Annotated in this window: 14 protein-coding genes; 9 read left to right on the top strand and 5 right to left on the bottom strand. The window is 62.9% G+C overall.

From position 1 onward, the window contains the following. The first annotated feature begins 64 nt into the window (after window positions 1-64). Together C0058_RS17950 and C0058_RS17955 are read left to right on the top strand one after the other, a co-directional pair. Window positions 65-1,315, top strand: a complete 1,251-nt coding sequence (locus C0058_RS17950; RefSeq protein ID WP_008432895.1) for a ribonucleotide-diphosphate reductase subunit beta — start codon at window positions 65-67, stop codon at window positions 1,313-1,315. 52 nt (window positions 1,316-1,367) lie between these two features. Next, entirely contained in the window at window positions 1,368-1,856 is a 489-nt protein-coding gene (locus C0058_RS17955; RefSeq protein ID WP_003208512.1) for a DUF1289 domain-containing protein, read from the top strand. Window positions 1,857-1,980: 124 nt separating this feature from the next. On the opposite strand, the gene mdeB is transcribed toward C0058_RS17955, so the two are convergent. Continuing rightward, window positions 1,981-4,659 (bottom strand): alpha-ketoglutarate dehydrogenase, encoded by a 2,679-nt coding sequence (gene mdeB / locus C0058_RS17960; protein ID WP_102369232.1) that lies wholly within the window; start codon window positions 4,657-4,659, stop codon window positions 1,981-1,983. A gap of 191 nt (window positions 4,660-4,850) precedes the next feature. On the opposite strand from mdeB, the gene C0058_RS17965 reads away from it, so the two are divergent. The 3 genes from C0058_RS17965 to C0058_RS17975 all read left to right on the top strand — a co-directional run bounded on the left by C0058_RS17965 (window position 4,851) and on the right by C0058_RS17975 (window position 7,710). After that, on the top strand, window positions 4,851-5,777 hold the full coding sequence (locus C0058_RS17965) for a class I SAM-dependent methyltransferase (protein ID WP_102369233.1): 927 nt from the start codon (window positions 4,851-4,853) through the stop codon (window positions 5,775-5,777). A 148-nt stretch (window positions 5,778-5,925) separates the two neighbouring features. Beyond that, entirely contained in the window at window positions 5,926-6,642 is a 717-nt protein-coding gene (gene pcsA, locus C0058_RS17970; RefSeq protein WP_003208507.1) for a phosphatidylcholine synthase, read from the top strand. Window positions 6,643-6,930: 288 nt separating this feature from the next. Beyond that, window positions 6,931-7,710, top strand: a complete 780-nt coding sequence (locus C0058_RS17975; RefSeq protein ID WP_003208505.1) for a TSUP family transporter — start codon at window positions 6,931-6,933, stop codon at window positions 7,708-7,710. On the opposite strand, the gene nudC is transcribed toward C0058_RS17975, so the two are convergent. The 4 genes from nudC to C0058_RS17995 all read right to left on the bottom strand — a co-directional run bounded on the left by nudC (window position 7,678) and on the right by C0058_RS17995 (window position 11,554). Then, the gene (gene nudC / locus C0058_RS17980; protein ID WP_008430294.1) at window positions 7,678-8,511 is read right to left on the bottom strand and encodes an NAD(+) diphosphatase; all 834 of its coding nucleotides are present in this window, start codon (window positions 8,509-8,511) and stop codon (window positions 7,678-7,680) included. The two genes, C0058_RS17975 and nudC, sit on opposite strands and share 33 nt — an antisense overlap. Before the next feature lie 6 nt (window positions 8,512-8,517). Next, entirely contained in the window at window positions 8,518-9,330 is an 813-nt protein-coding gene (locus tag C0058_RS17985) for a crotonase/enoyl-CoA hydratase family protein (RefSeq protein WP_102369234.1), read from the bottom strand. A 223-nt stretch (window positions 9,331-9,553) separates the two neighbouring features. Then, window positions 9,554-10,849, bottom strand: a complete 1,296-nt coding sequence (locus C0058_RS17990; protein WP_003214046.1) for an ATP-binding protein — start codon at window positions 10,847-10,849, stop codon at window positions 9,554-9,556. Window positions 10,850-10,852: 3 nt separating this feature from the next. Next, on the bottom strand, window positions 10,853-11,554 hold the full coding sequence (locus tag C0058_RS17995; protein ID WP_008430287.1) for a response regulator transcription factor: 702 nt from the start codon (window positions 11,552-11,554) through the stop codon (window positions 10,853-10,855). Between the two features lie 305 nt (window positions 11,555-11,859). Here C0058_RS17995 and C0058_RS18000 point away from each other — a divergent pair, with 305 nt between their 5' ends. The 4 genes from C0058_RS18000 (at window position 11,860) to C0058_RS18015 (ending at window position 17,729) form a co-directional block, all read left to right on the top strand. Then, the gene (locus C0058_RS18000; RefSeq protein WP_023658897.1) at window positions 11,860-13,017 is read left to right on the top strand and encodes an efflux RND transporter periplasmic adaptor subunit; all 1,158 of its coding nucleotides are present in this window, start codon (window positions 11,860-11,862) and stop codon (window positions 13,015-13,017) included. A 12-nt stretch (window positions 13,018-13,029) separates the two neighbouring features. Next, window positions 13,030-16,122: an efflux RND transporter permease subunit gene (locus tag C0058_RS18005; RefSeq protein ID WP_003214052.1), complete on the top strand. Its 3,093-nt coding sequence runs from the start codon at window positions 13,030-13,032 to the stop codon at window positions 16,120-16,122. Between the two features lie 43 nt (window positions 16,123-16,165). After that, window positions 16,166-16,807: a DUF1345 domain-containing protein gene (locus C0058_RS18010; RefSeq protein ID WP_003214055.1), complete on the top strand. Its 642-nt coding sequence runs from the start codon at window positions 16,166-16,168 to the stop codon at window positions 16,805-16,807. A gap of 82 nt (window positions 16,808-16,889) precedes the next feature. Further along, window positions 16,890-17,729 carry an AraC family transcriptional regulator gene (locus tag C0058_RS18015; protein ID WP_102369235.1) on the top strand — a complete coding sequence of 280 codons (840 nt, stop codon included), beginning with the start codon at window positions 16,890-16,892 and terminating at the stop codon, window positions 17,727-17,729. The last annotated feature ends 52 nt before the right edge of the window (window positions 17,730-17,781 follow it).

Here is a 17,781-nt window from a genome sequence, read left to right on the forward strand (position 1 = left end):
ATTTTTGAACACGCTGGGTGAATCGAAGCCCACGCCGTCAGACGGACCACGAAGGAGCAATTCAATGCTGAGTTGGGATGAAGCAGATCAACCAGACACCGGTGACGTAGTCATCCGGGGCGCCAACGCCGGCCACGCCACCGAAGCCAACATGGACCGCCTCGACGGTGCCGGCGCTGCCGCCGCCCTTGAAGCCCGCAACGTGACCGCCAGCGACTCCGCCGCGATCATCCGGGCCAAGGCCGCCCTCGACAAACTCGACGTCGCCGAAGGCCTCGCAGAACTCGAAGGCTCCGCCGCCCGCGTCGCCGTTGACGAAAAGCGCATGATCAACTGCCGCGCCGACCTCAACCAACTTGTACCCTTCAAGTACGACTGGGCCTGGCAGAAATACCTCGACGGCTGCGCCAACCACTGGATGCCGCAAGAGGTCAACATGACCGCCGACATCGCCCTGTGGAAAAACCCGGAAGGCCTGACCGACGACGAGCGTCGCATCGTGATGCGCAACCTCGGCTTCTTCTCCACTGCGGATTCGTTGGTCGCGAACAACCTGGTACTGGCCGTGTACCGCCTGATCACCAACCCGGAGTGCCGCCAGTACATCCTGCGCCAGGCCTTCGAAGAAGCGATCCACACCCACGCCTACCAGTACTGCATCGAATCGCTGGCCATGGATGAAGGCGAGATCTTCAACATGTACCACGAGATTCCATCGGTCGCGAAGAAAGCGGCTTGGGGCTTGAAGTACACCCGTTCGATCTCCGATCCGAAGTTCGAAACCGGTACCGTTGAGACTGACAAAGAGCTGCTGCGCAACCTGGTGGCCTACTACTGCGTCCTGGAAGGCATCTTCTTCTACTGCGGCTTCACCCAGATTTTGTCCATGGGCCGTCGCAACAAAATGACCGGCGTGGCCGAGCAGTTCCAGTACATCCTGCGGGATGAGTCGATGCACCTGAACTTCGGCATCGATGTGATCAACCAGATTAAAATCGAAAACCCGCACCTGTGGGATGCCGAGATGAAGGAAGAAGCGACCCAGATGATCCTGCAAGGGACTCAGCTGGAGATTGAATACGCGCGTGACACCATGCCACGCGGCGTACTCGGCATGAACGCCGCGATGATGGAGGACTACCTCAAGTTCATCGCGAATCGTCGTCTGTCGCAGATTGGGTTGAAGGAAGAGTATCCAGGGACGACTAACCCGTTCCCTTGGATGAGCGAGATCATGGACTTGAAGAAAGAGAAGAACTTCTTCGAGACCCGTGTGATCGAGTACCAGACTGGCGGCGCGCTGAGCTGGGATTGATTTAAAGCGGCCCCTTCGGGGGCCGTGTTGTTTCACCTGTCGATGTTTTTTTATGCCCAATCAAACCATCAAGACACCCTGCGTCGGCCTGTGCTCCACCGTCTACGGAGACCTGGTGTGCCGGGGTTGCAAGCGTTATCACCATGAAGTGATTCAGTGGAACGGCTACAACGCCGAGGAGAAACAGGCGGTGTGGCTGCGCCTGGAACAACTGCTGGTGCAGGTGATGACCAGCAAGCTGCAGGTACTGGACCCGCAGCGCCTGCGCCAGCAACTGGAGGACCGCAAGATCCGCTTTGTGCCCCACCAGTCGCCGTATTGCTGGGCGTACCAGTTGATTGCCCGGGGCGCGCGGGTGATTTCGAAGCTGGATGCGTATGGGTTGGCGCTGTTGCCGGAGTTTCGCGAGCGCAATCTGGCAGATTTGCGGGATGCGATTGACCGGGAGTTTTTCCTGTTGTCCGAGGCGCATTACGAGCGGTATATCGCGCCGGGGTTTCTGCGGGAATCGTTTGGGGCGCCGTTGATAGCCAGTATTTAGACAAACACACAGAACCAGTGTGGGAGCGGGCTTGCTCGCGAAAGCGGTGTATCAGTTGCCGGATATATTGACTGACACACCGCATTCGCGAGCAAGCCCGCTCCCACATTTAGATCTTTGTCGCTCAGGAGGTCCAGGACGGCTCGCGATCGGTCTGCACCCCATAACGCTTTATCGCCTGCTGGCAAACCTGCCTGTCCAGACTCCCCTGCTCTACTAACGCCGTCAGCGCCGCCAGCACGATGTGATGGCGGTCCACCTCGAAGAAATCCCGCAACGCCGCCCGGGTATCGCTGCGACCAAAGCCATCCGTCCCCAGCACGGTGTAAGCCGAATCCACGTACGACCCAAGCATCTGCGGCACCGCCCTTACATAGTCAGATACGGCCACCACCGGCGCGCCCTTGGGCAAACACTCCGCCAGGTGGCTGCGCCGCGCCGGCTGTTGCGGATGCAGGCGGTTCCAGCGTTCCACGTCACGGGCGTCCCGGGCCAGTTCGCTGAAGCTGGTGACACTGAACACTTCAGCGTCAACCTGCCAATCCTCCGCCAACAATTGCGCCGCTGCCTGGGCTTCGCGCACCAGCGTGCCGGAGCCGAGCAACCGGACCATGCCGTCAGGCTGCCCGCTCAGCCGGTACATGCCTTTGATGATCGCCGCTTCGACGCCTTCCGGCAGGCTCGGCTGCGGGTAGTTTTCGTTCATCAGGGTCACGTAGTAGAACTCGTCCACATCGTGCTCCAGCATCTGGCGCATGCCATGGTCGAGGATCACCGCAAACTCGCCGGCAAACGCCGGGTCGTAGGCGCGGCAATTGGGCACGGTGGCGGCCATCAGGTGGCTGCTGCCGTCCTGGTGCTGCAAGCCTTCGCCACCCAGGGTGGTGCGCCCGGCAGTGGCGCCCAGCAGGAAACCTCGGGCACGCTGGTCGGCGGCGGCCCAGATGAGGTCCCCCACGCGCTGGAAACCGAACATCGAGTAGTAGATGTAAAACGGCAGCATCCGCAGGCCATGCACCGAATAACTGGTGGCGGCCGCGACCCAGGAACTGATGGCGCTGGCTTCGCTGATGCCTTCTTCAAGGATCTGCCCGTCGGTGGCTTCGCGGTAACTGAGGATCGAGCCGATGTCTTCGGGCTCGTAGCGCTGGCCGACGCTGGAATAGATGCCGATCTGCTTGAACAGGTTGGCCATGCCGAAGGTGCGCGCCTCATCGGCGACGATGGGCACGATGCGCGGGCCGAGGGCCTTGTCCTTGAGCAGATTGGTGAGCATGCGCACAAAGGCCATGGTGGTGGACATTTCCTTGCCCTCCGCCTGGGTGGCAAACGCGCCGTAGCCCGACACCGGCGGGACACTCACGGTGGGCGCCTGCTGGCCACGGCTCGGCACATACCCGCCGAGGGTGGCGCGGCGCTGGTGCAAGTAGCGCATTTCGAGGCTGTCTTCAGCCGGTTTGTAGAAGCTCAGGGATTCGGCCTGTTCATCCGACAGCGGCAACTGGAAGCGATTGCGGAAGGCGATCAAGGCCTCGCGGTCGAGCTTCTTCTGCTGGTGGGTGGTCATCTTGCCCTGCCCGGCCTCGCCCATGCCAAAGCCCTTTTTGGTCTGGGCCAGGATCACCGTGGGTTTGCCGGCGACCCGGCGCGCCGCGTGATAGGCCGCGTGGATCTTGACCATGTCATGGCCGCCACGCTTGAGCCGGTCGATCTGCTCGTCGCTCAGGCCCTCGACCAGTTTGGACAGCGCCTCGCTCTGGCCGAAGAAATGTTCGCGGTTGTAGGCGCCGTCCTTGGCGGCGAAAGTCTGGAATTGCCCGTCCACCGTCTGCGACAGGGTGCGCGCCAGCTCGCCGTCGGTGTCCTTGGCCAGCAAGGCGTCCCAGTCCGAGCCCCAGACCAGCTTGATCACGTTCCAGCCGGCACCGGCGAACAACGCCTCCAGCTCGTCGATAATTCGCCCGTTGCCACGCACCGGGCCGTCGAGCCGTTGCAGGTTGCAGTTGACCACCCAGGTCAGGTTGTCCAGGCCTTCACGGGCGGCCAGGGTGAGGGCCGACATGCTTTCCGGTTCGTCCATCTCGCCGTCGCCGAATACGCCCCATACGTGGCGGTCGGTGGTGTCCTGCAAGCCGCGGTGTTGCAGGTAGCGCATGAACCGCGCCTGGAAAATCGAGCTGATGGGGCCAATGCCCATGGACCCGGTGGGAAATTGCCAGAAGTCCGGCATCAACCACGGATGGGGATAGCTGGACAAACCTCGGGCACCCGCCTTGCCTGCACCGATTTCCTGGCGATAGTGGGCCAGGTCGGCCTCGGTCAGGCGCCCTTCAAGGAAGGCGCGAGCATAGATGCCGGGGGCGGAATGCGGCTGGTAGAACACCAGGTCGCCGCCAAAACTGTCGCTTCGGGCCCGGAAAAAGTGGTTGAAGCCCACCTCGAACAAATCCGCCGCGCTGGCGTAGCTGGCGATATGCCCGCCCAGTTCGCCATAGGCCTGGTTGGCGCGCACTACCATGGCCAGGGCGTTCCAGCGCACCACTGAGGCCAGGCGTTCTTCAGTGGCCAGGTCGCCGGGAAACGGCGGTTGCTGCTCCACGGCGATGCTATTGATGTAGGGCGTGCCATGCCGGGGTTTCCAGGCGATGTGCGGCGCGCCGCCGGCATCCGCCAGCATGTCGAGGATCTCCCGTGCGCGCGCCGCGCCGGCGTTGGCCACCAGGGAGGCCAGGGCATCGCGCCATTCGGCCAGTTCTTCCTGGTCCATCGCTGTCTGACTCACTGCACTCGCGAAACCGTTCATGGGCACCTCCGGGCTTTTTTTCCAGTTTATGTCGGTGCCAAGGGATTTTTTGACTGTTGTGCGCCGCCTCTCAGGGACTTTTGAGCATAAATCACTGCCAATCAGCAAATTCAAAGCACGTTGTGCTTCAACTCCCGAACACCCCGCAATTGTGTTTAAAATGCCGCCCGCTCAATGACCGACGTTGCCCGATGAACCCAGACGCACTCGCCACCCTGCACACCCATTTGCTGAATGCCCTGCAAACCGTCCCCGCCGAGACCCGGCGCCTGTTTCACGGGCGTGGCCGCTGCTGGCCGGGCCTGGAGCAACTGACAGTGGACTGGCTGCAAGGCGTGGTGCTGGTCTCGCTGTTCAAGGAGCCTGAAGCCGCGGAGCTTGAGGCCTTGAAGCAGATGCTGGTGCAGATCGACTGGCGGTCATTTGGCGCCCATACCGTGGCGCTGCAACACCGCTACCTGCCGCAAAGCACCACCGAATGGCTGCTGGGCGAGGTGGTCGACGAACTGACCATCACCGAAGGCGGCCTGCGCTACCTGATCGACCTGGGCAAAAAGCAGAACAGTGGGCTGTTCCTCGACATGCGTTACGGCCGCAACTGGGTACGCGAACAGGCTCATGGCCTGCGGGTGCTGAACCTGTTCGCCTACACCTGTGGTTTCTCCGTGGCGGCCATCGAAGGCGGCGCCGAGCATGTGGTGAACCTGGACATGGCCCGAGGCGCCCTGAGCCGTGGTCGTGACAATCACCGCCTGAACGGCCACGACCTGAGCAAGGTGACGTTCCTCGGCCACGACCTGTTCAAGTCCTGGGCCAAGGTCACCAACAGCGGCCCGTACGACCTGGTGATCATCGACCCGCCCTCGTTCCAGAAAGGCAGTTTCCTTTTGACCAAGGACTACCAGCGGGTGCTGCGTCGCCTGCCGGATTTGCTCACGGCCCAGGGTACGGTGCTGGCGTGCATGAACGACCCGGCGTTCGGCGAAGACTTCCTGATCGACGGCGTAACCCGCGAAGCGCCTGGCCTGCGCTTTGACCAGCGGCTGGAAAACCCGCCGGAATTCCCCGATATCGACCCGCAAAGCGGATTAAAGGCACTGGTGTTTCGCCAAGGCTGATGCCGAAACGTCCTGCGCTTGCTACGCTTAACCTACGCCGGGTGGTGAACCTTATCCCACCCTTCCCGGTCGATACCTGCACACTCTGGCCAGATTCGACGGTGCTACCCCGTCGGCTGCCCTGTTTCACCTTTTGGAGAACGCCCCTGTGATATCGACCCTGCATGTAGCCCGTCTCAAGGCCTGGGGCGCCCACGGTTTTACCGCCACCGGCGTAGTACTGGCCTTCCTGGCCACCCTGGCACTGCTCGACAACCAGCCCAAGGCCTGCCTGCTGTGGCTGGGCCTGGCCTTGATCGTCGATGGGGTCGACGGCTCTCTCGCGCGACGGGTGAATGTGCAAACAGTGCTGCCAAGCTTCGATGGCTCGGTATTGGACCTGGTGATTGATTACCTGACGTACGTGTTTATTCCGGCGCTGTTTATCTATCGCTATATCGCCCTGCCGGACTTCACCCCGTTGTTTACGGTGTCGGTGATTCTGGTGTCGTCGCTGTTCTGCTTCTGCAACGTCAACATGAAGAGCAAGGACAACTACTTCGTCGGCTTCCCCGCCGCATGGAACGTGGTGGCGCTGTGCGTCTATATCATCCAGCCGGAAGCCTGGGTCACCTTGCTCACCGTGATCGGCCTGGCGTTGCTGACCGTGACGCCGATGAAGTTCCTGCACCCGTTCCGGGTCAAGCGCTTCATGCCGATCAATATTGCCGTGACCACCATCTGGTTGCTGTGCAGCCTGCTGCTGGTGATCGACTTCCCGTACACCAATCGCCTGACCCTGGGCCTGTGGTTGCTGATGTCGGCGTACTTCCTGGGGATCTGCATCTGGCGGACCGCACTGGAGTGGGTCGAAACACATAAATAGCCAAGCGGGCACGGTTGAAATGTGGGAGCGGGCTTGCTCGCGAATGCGGTGGATCAGCCACTCTATCCGGTGACTGACACTGCGCATTCGCGAGCAAGCCCGCTCCCACATTGGGCATGCATCCCGTGACGCTCTGCGTCACCCTTGCGGCAGCAGGACGCGGAGCGTCCAAGGCGGCATTCCCACGCAGAGCGTGGGAACGATCATAGTCGCAGGCCCCCACGCTAATCGGTAAGATACCGGCCTTTCGCGCAGCCCTTGCTGCGCCCTGCCGACTAAGTCTTGCCCATGCCTTTCGAACTCAGCGTTGACCTCACCACCCTGGCGATCCTCGCCGTGGTTGCCTTTATCGCCGGTTTCATCGACGCCATCGCCGGCGGTGGCGGCCTGCTCACCACGCCCGCCCTGCTGACCGCCGGCATGCCGCCCCACCTGGTGCTGGGCACCAACAAACTCAGTTCCACCTTCGGCTCGGCCACTGCCAGCTTTACCTTCTACCGGCGCAAGCTGTTTCATCCGCGCCAGTGGGTGCATGCCATCGTCGGCACCCTGGTCGGTGCACTCACCGGCGCGGTCGTGGCCCATTACCTGCCGGCAGAAACCCTGAACAAGATGCTCCCGGTGATTGTGTTCGGCTGCGGTTTGTATTTGCTGTTCGGCGGCACGCCCAAGGCGGCGCTGGACAACGACGCACCGATCAAGAAGAAATGGCAGTCCACCCAGGGCTTTGGCCTGGGTTTCTACGACGGCGTCGCCGGCCCGGGCACCGGGGCCTTCTGGACCGTGAGTACCATGCTGTTGCACCCCATCGACCTGGTAAAGGCCAGCGGCGTGGCGCGCAGCATGAACTTCGTCAGCAACGCGGCGGCGCTGACGGTGTTCATTTTCAATGGCTCGGTAGACTGGATTGTCGGCCTGTGCATGGGCGTGTCGGTGATGTGCGGCGCGTTTTTTGGCGCACGCAGCGCCATCAGCGGCGGCGCCAAGTTCATTCGCCCGGTGTTCATCACCGTGGTGCTCGGCCTGACGGTGCGCCTAGCCTGGCAGCACTGGTTCAGCGTGACCTAGGCGACGGGCCAGGTAGAGGTCGATCAGGTAGCGCGCAATCGAGCGCGACGCCGGCAACGGCGGCAGTTCATGGATGTTGAACCACTGCGCGTCTTCGATCTCGTCAGCCTGGGGCACAATGTCGCCGCCAGCGTACTCGGCGTGAAAGCCCAGCATCATCGAGTGCGGGAACGGCCAGCACTGGCTGCCCATGTACTGGATGTTCTTGACCTCCACCTGCACTTCTTCACGCACCTCGCGAATCAGGCAGTCCTCGGCCGACTCGCCCGGCTCGGCAAACCCCGCCAGGGTGCTGTAGACCCCCGTGACAAAGCGCGGCGAACGGGCCAGCAGGATCTCGTCGCCACGGGTCACCAGCACGATCATGCTCGGCGAGATACGCGGGTAGCTGCGCAGGTCACAGGCCTGGCAGAACATCGCCCGCTCCCGTGGCACCTGCACCATCGCCTGGCCGCAACTGCCGCAAAAACGATGCTCCCGGGCCCAGGTGCCGATTTGCGCGGCGTAGCCCAGGACTTTGTACAGCGTGTGATCGCCCTGCAGCATGAATGCCCGCAGGCCCTGCCAGCCGCAGCCCGGAACGTCGGCGGGGCTGTTGAGTTCCAGCAGGTACACCGGCTCGCCGTCCAGGTGGCCGATGCCATGCTCGGCGAACACCGAGAGGTCCTGGCGCTTGAGCCACTCCCGGGGAAACAGCGGGCCGTTCTGGTCGTGTAAAAAGCCTTCACGGCTGCGGGCCACGGCCCAGCCGCCCGGGGCGTCATTGTCCAGCAGCGTTGTGGTAATCCAGCCTGGGGTCATGTTCAGTCAATCCACGAAGTCGGGTTTCTGCTTGCTCATATGGGCCGCGATGGCCACGCGCAGGTCGTTGGATTGCAACATAGCTGAGTTCCAGGTGGCAACGTATTCCAAACCGTCATTGATCGTGTGGTCACGCATGTAGCTGATCATCGCCTTGGTGCCGGTGACCGCGATCGGCGATTTGGCGGCGATTTCCCGGGCGATTTCCAGCACGCCGGCCAGCAGGCTCTGGTGATCGCTGTACACCCGATTCACCAGGCCGATGCTGCGGGCCTCTTCGGCGCCGAACTGGCGGCCGGTGTAGGCCAGCTCGCGCAGCATGCCGTCGCCGACGATGCGCGGCAGGCGTTGCAGGGTGCCGACGTCGGCGGCCATGCCGATGTCGATTTCCTTGATGGAGAATTGCGCATCTTCGGCGGCGTAGCGCATGTCACAGGCGCTGATCAGGTCGATGGCGCCGCCGATGCAGTAGCCATGGATCGCCGCGAGTACCGGCTTGCGGCAGTTGTCGACGGCGTTGAAGGAAGCTTGCAGTTCGAGGATCTTGCGCCGCAGCAGGCGCGCGTTGCGGCCCACGTCCTTGCCGAACTCGTTGGCGACCGAAGCCAGCAGCATCAGGTCGATGCCGGAGGAGAAATGCTTGCCGGCGCCGCTGATGACCACGGCTCGCACCGCGTCGGTGTCTTCGACCCATTGGAAGATGTCGATGATCTCGGTCCAGAACGCCGCGTTCATCGCGTTGATCTTTTCCGGGCGATTGAGCTGCACATGGGCGACGTTGCCGCTGAGTTCGACGACAAAGGCTTGGTATTCGGACATGGCAGTGATCCTTGACTGGCGGCTGGAATAGGGGCCGAACTATAACAAGGCACCGCGTGAGGTGGTAAGGCTGTGCAAACGCCAAATTCGGGACTGAAGAACGATGAAGATCAAATGTGGGAGCTGGCTTGCCTGCGATGGCGGTGTATCAGTTAGCAAAGATGCAAGCTGACCCACCGCCATCGCAGGCAAGCCAGCTCCCACAATGGTTTTGTGGTGTTCTTTAACTCGGCAGCCAGAGCCGGAAGCGTGCACCACCCAATGGCGAAGCCTGGGCCGTCAATGTTCCGCCCTGCGCCTCCAGCGCCCGCCGGCTGATGGCCAATCCCAGGCCAAAACCGCCAGTGGCTCGATCCCGGCTGCGATCCAGCCGGTAGAACGGCTCGAAAATCCGCTCCCGCTGGTCAACCGGAATGCCAATACCGTCATCATCCACGCAAATCTCGCACCCCCTGGGACACACCTTCACCCCCACCTGAATTCGCCGCTCGCAATACCGCATGGCGTTGCGCAGCAGGTTTTGCAGGGCCCGGGCGGTCAGGCGCGGGTCCAGGGTGAAGCGCTCCACGGCGCAGTCCAGCACCACGTCCATCACGATATCCGGGTTTTCCAGTTCGTCGTCGACGCTGCCCAGGATGCTGTCGATGAACTCATCCAGCACCACTTCCACCCGCTCGGGTGTTTGCGCCGGGTTTTGCAAACGGCTGTAGGAGAGCAGCTCCAGCACCAGCTCATCCAGCTCGCGAATGTGCGCCACCAACCCTTGCAGCCGCTCACGGCTGGCCGCCGGGAGGTCGTCGGACAGCGCCAGGGCCAGGCCGAAGTCCAGGCGCGTCAGCGGCGTACGCAGTTCATGGGAGACGGCATTGAGCAAGTCGCGTTGCTGGTTGAGCAGCTGTTCGATGTCGTTGGCCATGGTGTCGAACACCGCCGCCAGGCTGCCGATGTTGGAGCTGGGCGGGATTTTTGTGCGGGCCGCAAGGTTGCCCTGGCCGAGTTGCGCGGCGGTGCTTTTCAGGCGTTCCAGGTCGCGCCAGTGGGGCCGCAGCCAGAACAGCAGGCATGCCAGCAGCGCCGCGCCGATCAGCACGTTCATGCTCCAGTACAGCAGGTTCATGTCCAGCGGGTCCGGCGGTACCGAGACCTTGACCACCAACTGGTCGTCCAGGGCCGAGCTGACGTCGTCCGCCCAGCCCCACTCGCCCAGGCGAATCACCATCTGGTCTTTTTCCAGCAGGCGCTGTTCTTCAGGGGTGTAGCTGGCGTCCTGGATACGCAGCAGTTGCACCTTCAGCGGCGCGAAATCCGCCGACAGGCGCACAGTGACATTGGCCCACTGCTCCATCGGCACCCGTCGGTACTCCTTGACGATCAGGCTCTGCATGCCTCGGGACTGCTCGATGTTGTAGTTCATGTAACGGTGTTCAAACAGCTGGATCACCGCCCGGGGCACCAGGTAGATCGCGGCGGCAAAGGTGACGATGGTGATCAGGTACAGCCGAATCAGGACGCGAAACATGGCTCAGCATTCCCACTCGGAACGGCTGAACAGGTAGCCCTTGCCCCACACGGTCTTGATCTTGCGCGCCTCGCCCGCGTGGTCGTCGAACTTGCGCCGCAGCTTGGAAATCGCCACGTCCACCGAACGGTCGGTGCCGTTGAACTCGATGCCGCGCAGGCGTTGCAGGATCTGGTCGCGGCTGAGCACTTCGCCGGCATGCCGGGCCAGTACCACCAGCAGGTTGTATTCACCGCTGGACAGCTCAACCGGCTGGCCGCGCCAGGTCACGGTGCGTTCCGACAGGTCGATGCACAGGTTGCCCATCAGGATCTGATCGTTGGCCACCTGGGGTTCGGTGAGGCTGCTGCGGCGCAGCAAGGTTCGCACCCGCGCCAGCAATACCCGCGGCTCGCAGGGTTTGGTGACGTAGTCGTCGGCGCCCATTTCCAGGCCCAACACCTGGTCGTGGCTGTCGTCGCGGGCGGTGAGCATCAGGATCGGCAGCGTGGCCGAGTCGGCCCGCAGCAACCGGCAGACCTGCAGGCCGTCGAGGCCCGGCAGCATCAGGTCGAGAATCACCAGGTCCGGTGGGTTGAGCCGCGCACGCTCACGCACGTGGTCGCCACGGCTGAGCACGCTGACGTGATAGCCGTTGCGTTCCAGGTAACTGGCGATCAATTCGGAGAGCGCGGCGTCGTCTTCCACCAGAAGAATGTTGGGCATGGTATTTCCAAATAATACAATTTCTGAGTAGTACGCAAATCCAATGTGGGAGCGGGCTTGCTCGCGAAGGCGGTGTTTCAGTTAACGCACACGGCGACTGACACACCGCCTTCGCGAGCAAGCCCGCTCCCACATTTGATCTTCGGTGTCAGGAAGATCGTGTAAGGTTCGGCGGTTATGAAGGATATACGCCCGCGTGCATCTGTGGGTCGCACCTTACATTTCTTCACACACCACCTACAGAGCTTCACAGCACTGTGGCGGGGGCGCCCGTAGGATGCGCCAGTCAATATTGGGATATGAGCATGTCGAAGAATCTGTTTGCGCCGTTTTGCCTGTTGGCCCTGACACTGGCGTTGAGCGCGTGTGGCAAGTCGGCGGACGACGCCGCCGAGGCGCCGCTGGCCAAGGTGCGGATCGAAACCCTGGAAGCCAAGCCCCTGTCCATCACCAGCGAGTTGAGCGGACGGATTGCCGCGCCACGCATCGCCGAAGTGCGCGCCCGGGTGGCCGGCGTGGTGTTGCAACGGGTGTTCAAGGAAGGCCATGACGTCAAACAGGGCGATGTGCTGTTCCGGATTGACCCGGCGCCGTTCAAGGCCGACCTCGACAGCGCCCAGGCCAGCCTGCGCAAGGCCGAGGCCAATGCATTCCAGGCGCGCCTGCAAGAGCAGCGCTACAGCCAACTGGTGGAAGGCAACGCCATCAGCGGCCAGGAATACGACAACGCCCGCGCCGCCGCCCGGCAAACCGCCGCCGATGTGGCCGCCAACCAGGCCGCCGTGCAGCGCGCCAAATTGAACCTGGGTTATGCCACCGTGACTGCGCCGATTTCCGGTCGGATTGGCCGTGCGCTGGTGACCGAAGGTGCGCTGGTGGGCCAGAACGAAGCCACACCGATGGCGCTGATCCAGCAACTGGACCCGATCCACGCCGACCTGACCCAATCCACCCGCGAGCTGAACGACCTGCGCCGGGCCTTTCGCGCCGGGCACTTGAAGCAAGTCGGCCAGGACCAGGCCAAGGCCACGCTGATCCAGGATGACGGCAGCCTGTACCCGCTGCCGGGCAAGTTGCTGTTCGCCGAGATCAGCGTCGACCCGGGCACCGGGCAGATCATCTTGCGCAGCGAGTTCCCCAACCCGGACCTCGACCTGCTGCCCGGCAGCTTTATCCGCGTGCGCCTGGAGCAAGCCGTGGACCAGCAAGGCATCAGCGTGCCGCAACGGGCGATCACCCGCGACAGCGCCGGGATCCCGATGGTGTTGCTGCTGGACGCCGAGCAAACCGTGAGCCAGCAGCCGGTAGAACTGGGTTCGGTGGTCAATGACCGCTGGGTGGTGACCCGCGGCCTGAAGGCCGGTGACCGTATCGTCGTCGAAGGCCTGCAACACGCCCGCCCTGGCGAGAAAGTCCAGGTCGACGACAGCCCCGCGCCAATCGCCCAGGCATCCGGCCAATAAGGATCGTTAAACATGCCGCAGTTCTTTATTGACCGCCCGATCTTCGCCTGGGTGGTCGCCCTGTTTATCCTGCTGGCCGGCGCCCTCGCCATCCCGCAGTTGCCAGTCGCGCAGTACCCCAACGTCGCGCCGCCGAAAGTCGAGATCTATGCGGTGTACCCGGGTGCCTCCGCGCAAACCCTGGACGAAAGCGTGGTCAGCCTGATCGAGCAGGAGCTTAACGGCGCCGATCACCTGCTGTATTTCGAATCCCAGAGCAGCCTCGGTTCGGCCACCATCACCGCCACCTTTCAGCCGGGCACCGACCCGGAGATGGCCCAGGTTGACGTGCAAAACCGTCTCAAGGCGGTGGAGCCGCGCCTGCCCCAAGCCGTGACGCAGCAAGGCTTGCAGGTGGAGAAAGTCTCCGCCGGCTTCCTGCTGCTGGTGACCCTGACCTCCAGTGATGGCAAGCTCGATGACGTGGCGCTCAGCGATTACCTGGCGCGCAACGTGATGAACGAACTCAAGCGCCTGGACGGTGTGGGCAAGGCCCAGCTGTACGGCGCCGAACGCGCAATGCGCATCTGGATCGACCCGCAGAAGCTGATCGGCTTCAACCTGACCCCGGCCGACGTCAACGCGGCGATTGCGGCGCAGAACGCCCAGGTGTCGGCCGGCAGCATCGGCGATTTGCCGGGCACCAAGACCCAGGAAATCACCGCGTCGATCCTGGTGAAAGGCCAACTCTCGACCCCGGCCGAATTTGCCGACATCGTGCTCAAGGCCAACCCGGACGGTTCCACCGTGCGCGTCGGTGACGTGGCGCGGGTGGAAATCGGCAGCCAGGAATACCAGTTCTCCACCCGCCTGAACGGTAAGCCGTCCACTGCCGTCAGCGTGCAGCTGTCGCCCGGCGCCAACGCCTTGAGCACCGCGACCCTGGTGCGGGCGAAGATGGACGAACTGGCGCGCTACTTCCCGGCCAACGTCGAATACAAAATTCCGTACGACACCTCGCCGTTCGTGAAGGTCTCGATCACCAAGGTGGTGTACACCCTGGGCGAAGCGATGTTGCTGGTGTTTGCGGTAATGTTCCTGTTCCTGCAGAACATCCGCTACACGCTGATCCCGACGCTGGTGGTGCCGATCGCCTTGATGGGTACCTTTGCGACGATGCTGTTGCTGGGTTTCTCGATCAACGTGCTGACCATGTTCGGCATGGTATTGGCCATCGGCATTTTGGTGGACGATGCGATTGTGGTGGTAGAGAACGTCGAGCGGATCATGGTCACCGAGGGCCTGTCGCCCAAGGAGGCCACCCGCAAGGCAATGGGCCAGATTACCGGGGCGATTGTCGGCATCACGCTGGTGCTGGTGGCGGTGTTCCTGCCGATGGCGTTCATGCCGGGTTCGGTAGGCGTGATCTATCAGCAGTTCTCGTTGTCGATGGCCACCTCGATCCTGTTTTCGGCATTCCTCGCCCTGACCTTGACCCCAGCCCTGTGCGCGACCTTGCTCAAGCCGATTGCCAAGGGCGAGCACCATGAGAAAGGCGGGTTCTTCGGCTGGTTCAACCGGCGCTTCGAGCAGTTCACCGACCGCTATGAAGGCTGGGTGGCCTACGCCCTCAAGCGCAGCGGGCGTTACCTGTTGATCTATCTGGTGCTGGTGGTGGGGCTTGGGGTGTTGTTCGCCCGCCTGCCCTCCTCCTTCCTGCCGGTGGAAGACCAGGGCTACACCATCACCGATATCCAGCTGCCGCCGGGTGCCAGCAAAAACCGCACGGTGCAGGTGGCCGAGCAGATCGAGGCACACAACGCCGGCGAGCCAGGCGTGGGCGATACCACGATGATCATGGGTTTCAGCTTCTCCGGTTCGGGGCAGAACGCCGCGCTGGCGTTTACCACGCTCAAGGACTGGTCGGAACGCAGCAGCAAGGATTCCGCCGCGGCCATTGCGGACCGTGCCAACGCGGCTTTCAGTGAGCTGAAGGACGCGATTGCCTATGCAATCCTGCCGCCGCCGGTGGATGGCCTGGGCACCTCCAGTGGTTTCGAGTTCCGCCTGCAGGACCGTGGCGGCGTCGGCCATGCCGCGTTGATGGAGGCCCGTACCGAACTGCTGGCCGCCGCCGAGAAAAGCCCGATCCTGGCCAACGTGCGTGAAAGCGCCCTGGCCGAAGCTCCGCAAGTACAGCTTGAGGTGGACCGCAAGCAAGCCAATGCCCTGGGCATTTCCTTTGCCGATATCGGCAATGTGCTGTCCTCGGCCATCGGTTCGGCCTATATCAACGACTTCCCCAACCAGGGCCGCATGCAGCGGGTGGTGGTGCAGGCCGAAGGTGATCAGCGCAGCCAGGTGGCCGACCTGATGAAGATCCATGTGCGCAACAATGCCGGGAAGATGGTGCCGCTGTCGGCCTTCGTCGAGGCGCGCTGGATTCAGGGCCCCGCCCAGTTGACCCGCTACAACGGCTACCCGGCCATCGCGATTTCCGGTGAATCGGCACCGGGCCACAGTACCGGCGAGGCGATGGAGGAAATCCAGCGCCTGGTCAGCCAACTGCCCGCCGGCCTGGGCCAGGAATGGACCGGCCTGTCGTTGCAGGAACGCTTGTCCGGCTCCCAGGCACCGCTGCTGCTCGGTTTGTCGCTGCTGATCGTGTTCCTGTGCCTGGCGGCGCTGTATGAGAGCTGGTCGATTCCGACCTCGGTGCTGCTGGTGGTGCCCCTCGGCGTGCTCGGCGCGGTATTGGCCGTAAGCTTGCGCGGGATGCCCAACGATGTGTTCTTCAAGGTCGGCCTGATTACCATCATTGGGCTGTCGGCGAAGAACGCGATCCTGATCATCGAGTTTGCCAAGGACCTGTATGACCAGGGTGAAGACCTGATCGACGCCACGTTGAAAGCCGCACGCCTGCGCCTGCGGCCGATCATCATGACGTCCCTGGCGTTCATCCTCGGCGTGGTGCCGTTGGCGATTGCCACGGGCGCCAGCTCGGCCAGCCAGCAGGCCATCGGTACCGGGGTGATCGGCGGCATGATTACCGCGACGCTGGCGGTGGTGTTTGTGCCGGTGTTCTTCGTCGTGGTCATGAAGCTGGTGCGCAAGCGCCACACGTAATAAATGCGCTATGGTGCTTACACATCCCTGATTTGTGAGCGCCATGCCCTTCCTCGCACGCACCCACCCTCGCCTGTCCTCCGCCGCCGTCCTGGGCCTGGCGGTGGGGCTCCTGGCGCCCGCCGACACGATCATCAGCAAAATCCTCATCGGCTGGAACGCCGGGGTCTGGACCTACCTGGTGCTGATGCTGTGGCTCACCAGCCATTCCCGGGCCGACGACGTGAAACGCATCGCCGAGATCGAGGACGAGAACGCCGGCCTGGTGTTGTTCATGGTGTGCATCGCGGCGATTGCCAGCCTGGCGACCATCACCCTGAACCTGGTGGGCACCAAGGACCTGAGCGATAGCCAGCGCCTGTTGCACTACGGTTTTACCGGCCTGACGGTGGTTGGCTCATGGCTGCTGATCGGGGTGATTTTCAGCGTGCACTATGCGCGCCTGTATTACACCTGGGACGGCCCCGAGCCGGCACTGCGCTTTGCCGAGGATTTACGCACGCCCAATTACTGGGACTTCCTGTACTTCTCGTTCACCATCGGCGTGGCGGTGCAAACGGCGGATGTCGGGGTTGCCACGCGTACCATGCGCAAGGTGGTGCTGGGGCAATCGTTGATCGGGTTTCTGTTCAACACGGCGATCCTGGGGTTCTCGATCAACATCGCCGCCGGATTGTTTGGATGAAGCTGCACAAACCTTCTAGACGCTAAGCCCCTGCAGAAGCGAGCTTGTTCGCTCTTGCAGTGTTCCACCCCATAGGTATTTTATGGCCGCCCACAACTGGATCGACCTGGCTCAGGACGCCGACACCGGCATCGAGACCCTGCGCGCGCATTTCGAGGGCCACGCCTACGACCCGCACTGGCACGACAGCTACCTGGTGGGCGTCACGGAGCAAGGCGTGCAGCAGTTCAACTGCCGTCGCACCCGCCATAACAGCGTGCCCGGCCAGGTGTTCCTGGTGGAGCCCGGCGAGCTGCACGACGGCGACGCGCCCACGGCGGACGGTTTTACCTACCACATGCTTTACCTCGACCCGCAGTGGTTGGCGCGGGAAGTCAGCGCAGTGTTCGAAGAAGCGCCGCTCGACAGCCAGCTGGGGTTTGCCAGCACCCTGGCCAGCGACCCGCGCCTGGCCCTGGCCACCAGCCGGGCCTTCCAGACCTTGCACGGAGGTGAGCTGCGCATCGTGCGGCAACAGGCGATGGACCAACTGCTCGAACGCCTCACTGCGCAACTGCACTGGCGCACCCGCTACCATGAAGACCCTCGCCTGCCACGGGTGGCGCACAAGGCCCGGGAATACCTGCATGCGCACCTGCAGCAAGATGTGGGCATGGATGAACTGGCGCGGGCCTGCGGCGTCGATCGCTTTCGCCTTACCCGCGCCTTCAAGAGCGCCTTCGGCCTGCCACCCCATGCCTACCTGGTGCAACTGCGCCTGGCCCGCGCCCGGCATTGGCTGGCCAACGGCAAGCAACCCGCCGACGTAGCGATTGCCCTGGGCTTTGCCGACCAGAGTCACCTGGGGCGCTGGTTCGTGAGGGCGTATGGCCTGACGCCGGCGGCGTATCGCAAGCGGTGTTCAAGCGTTTTGCAGCGCTAGCTGCGCCACCACCACTCGTCGGCACTGTCAATTCTCACAGGTTCGCCACGCC

This window comes from Pseudomonas sp. NC02, from assembly GCF_002874965.1.
Lineage (GTDB): Bacteria > Pseudomonadota > Gammaproteobacteria > Pseudomonadales > Pseudomonadaceae > Aquipseudomonas.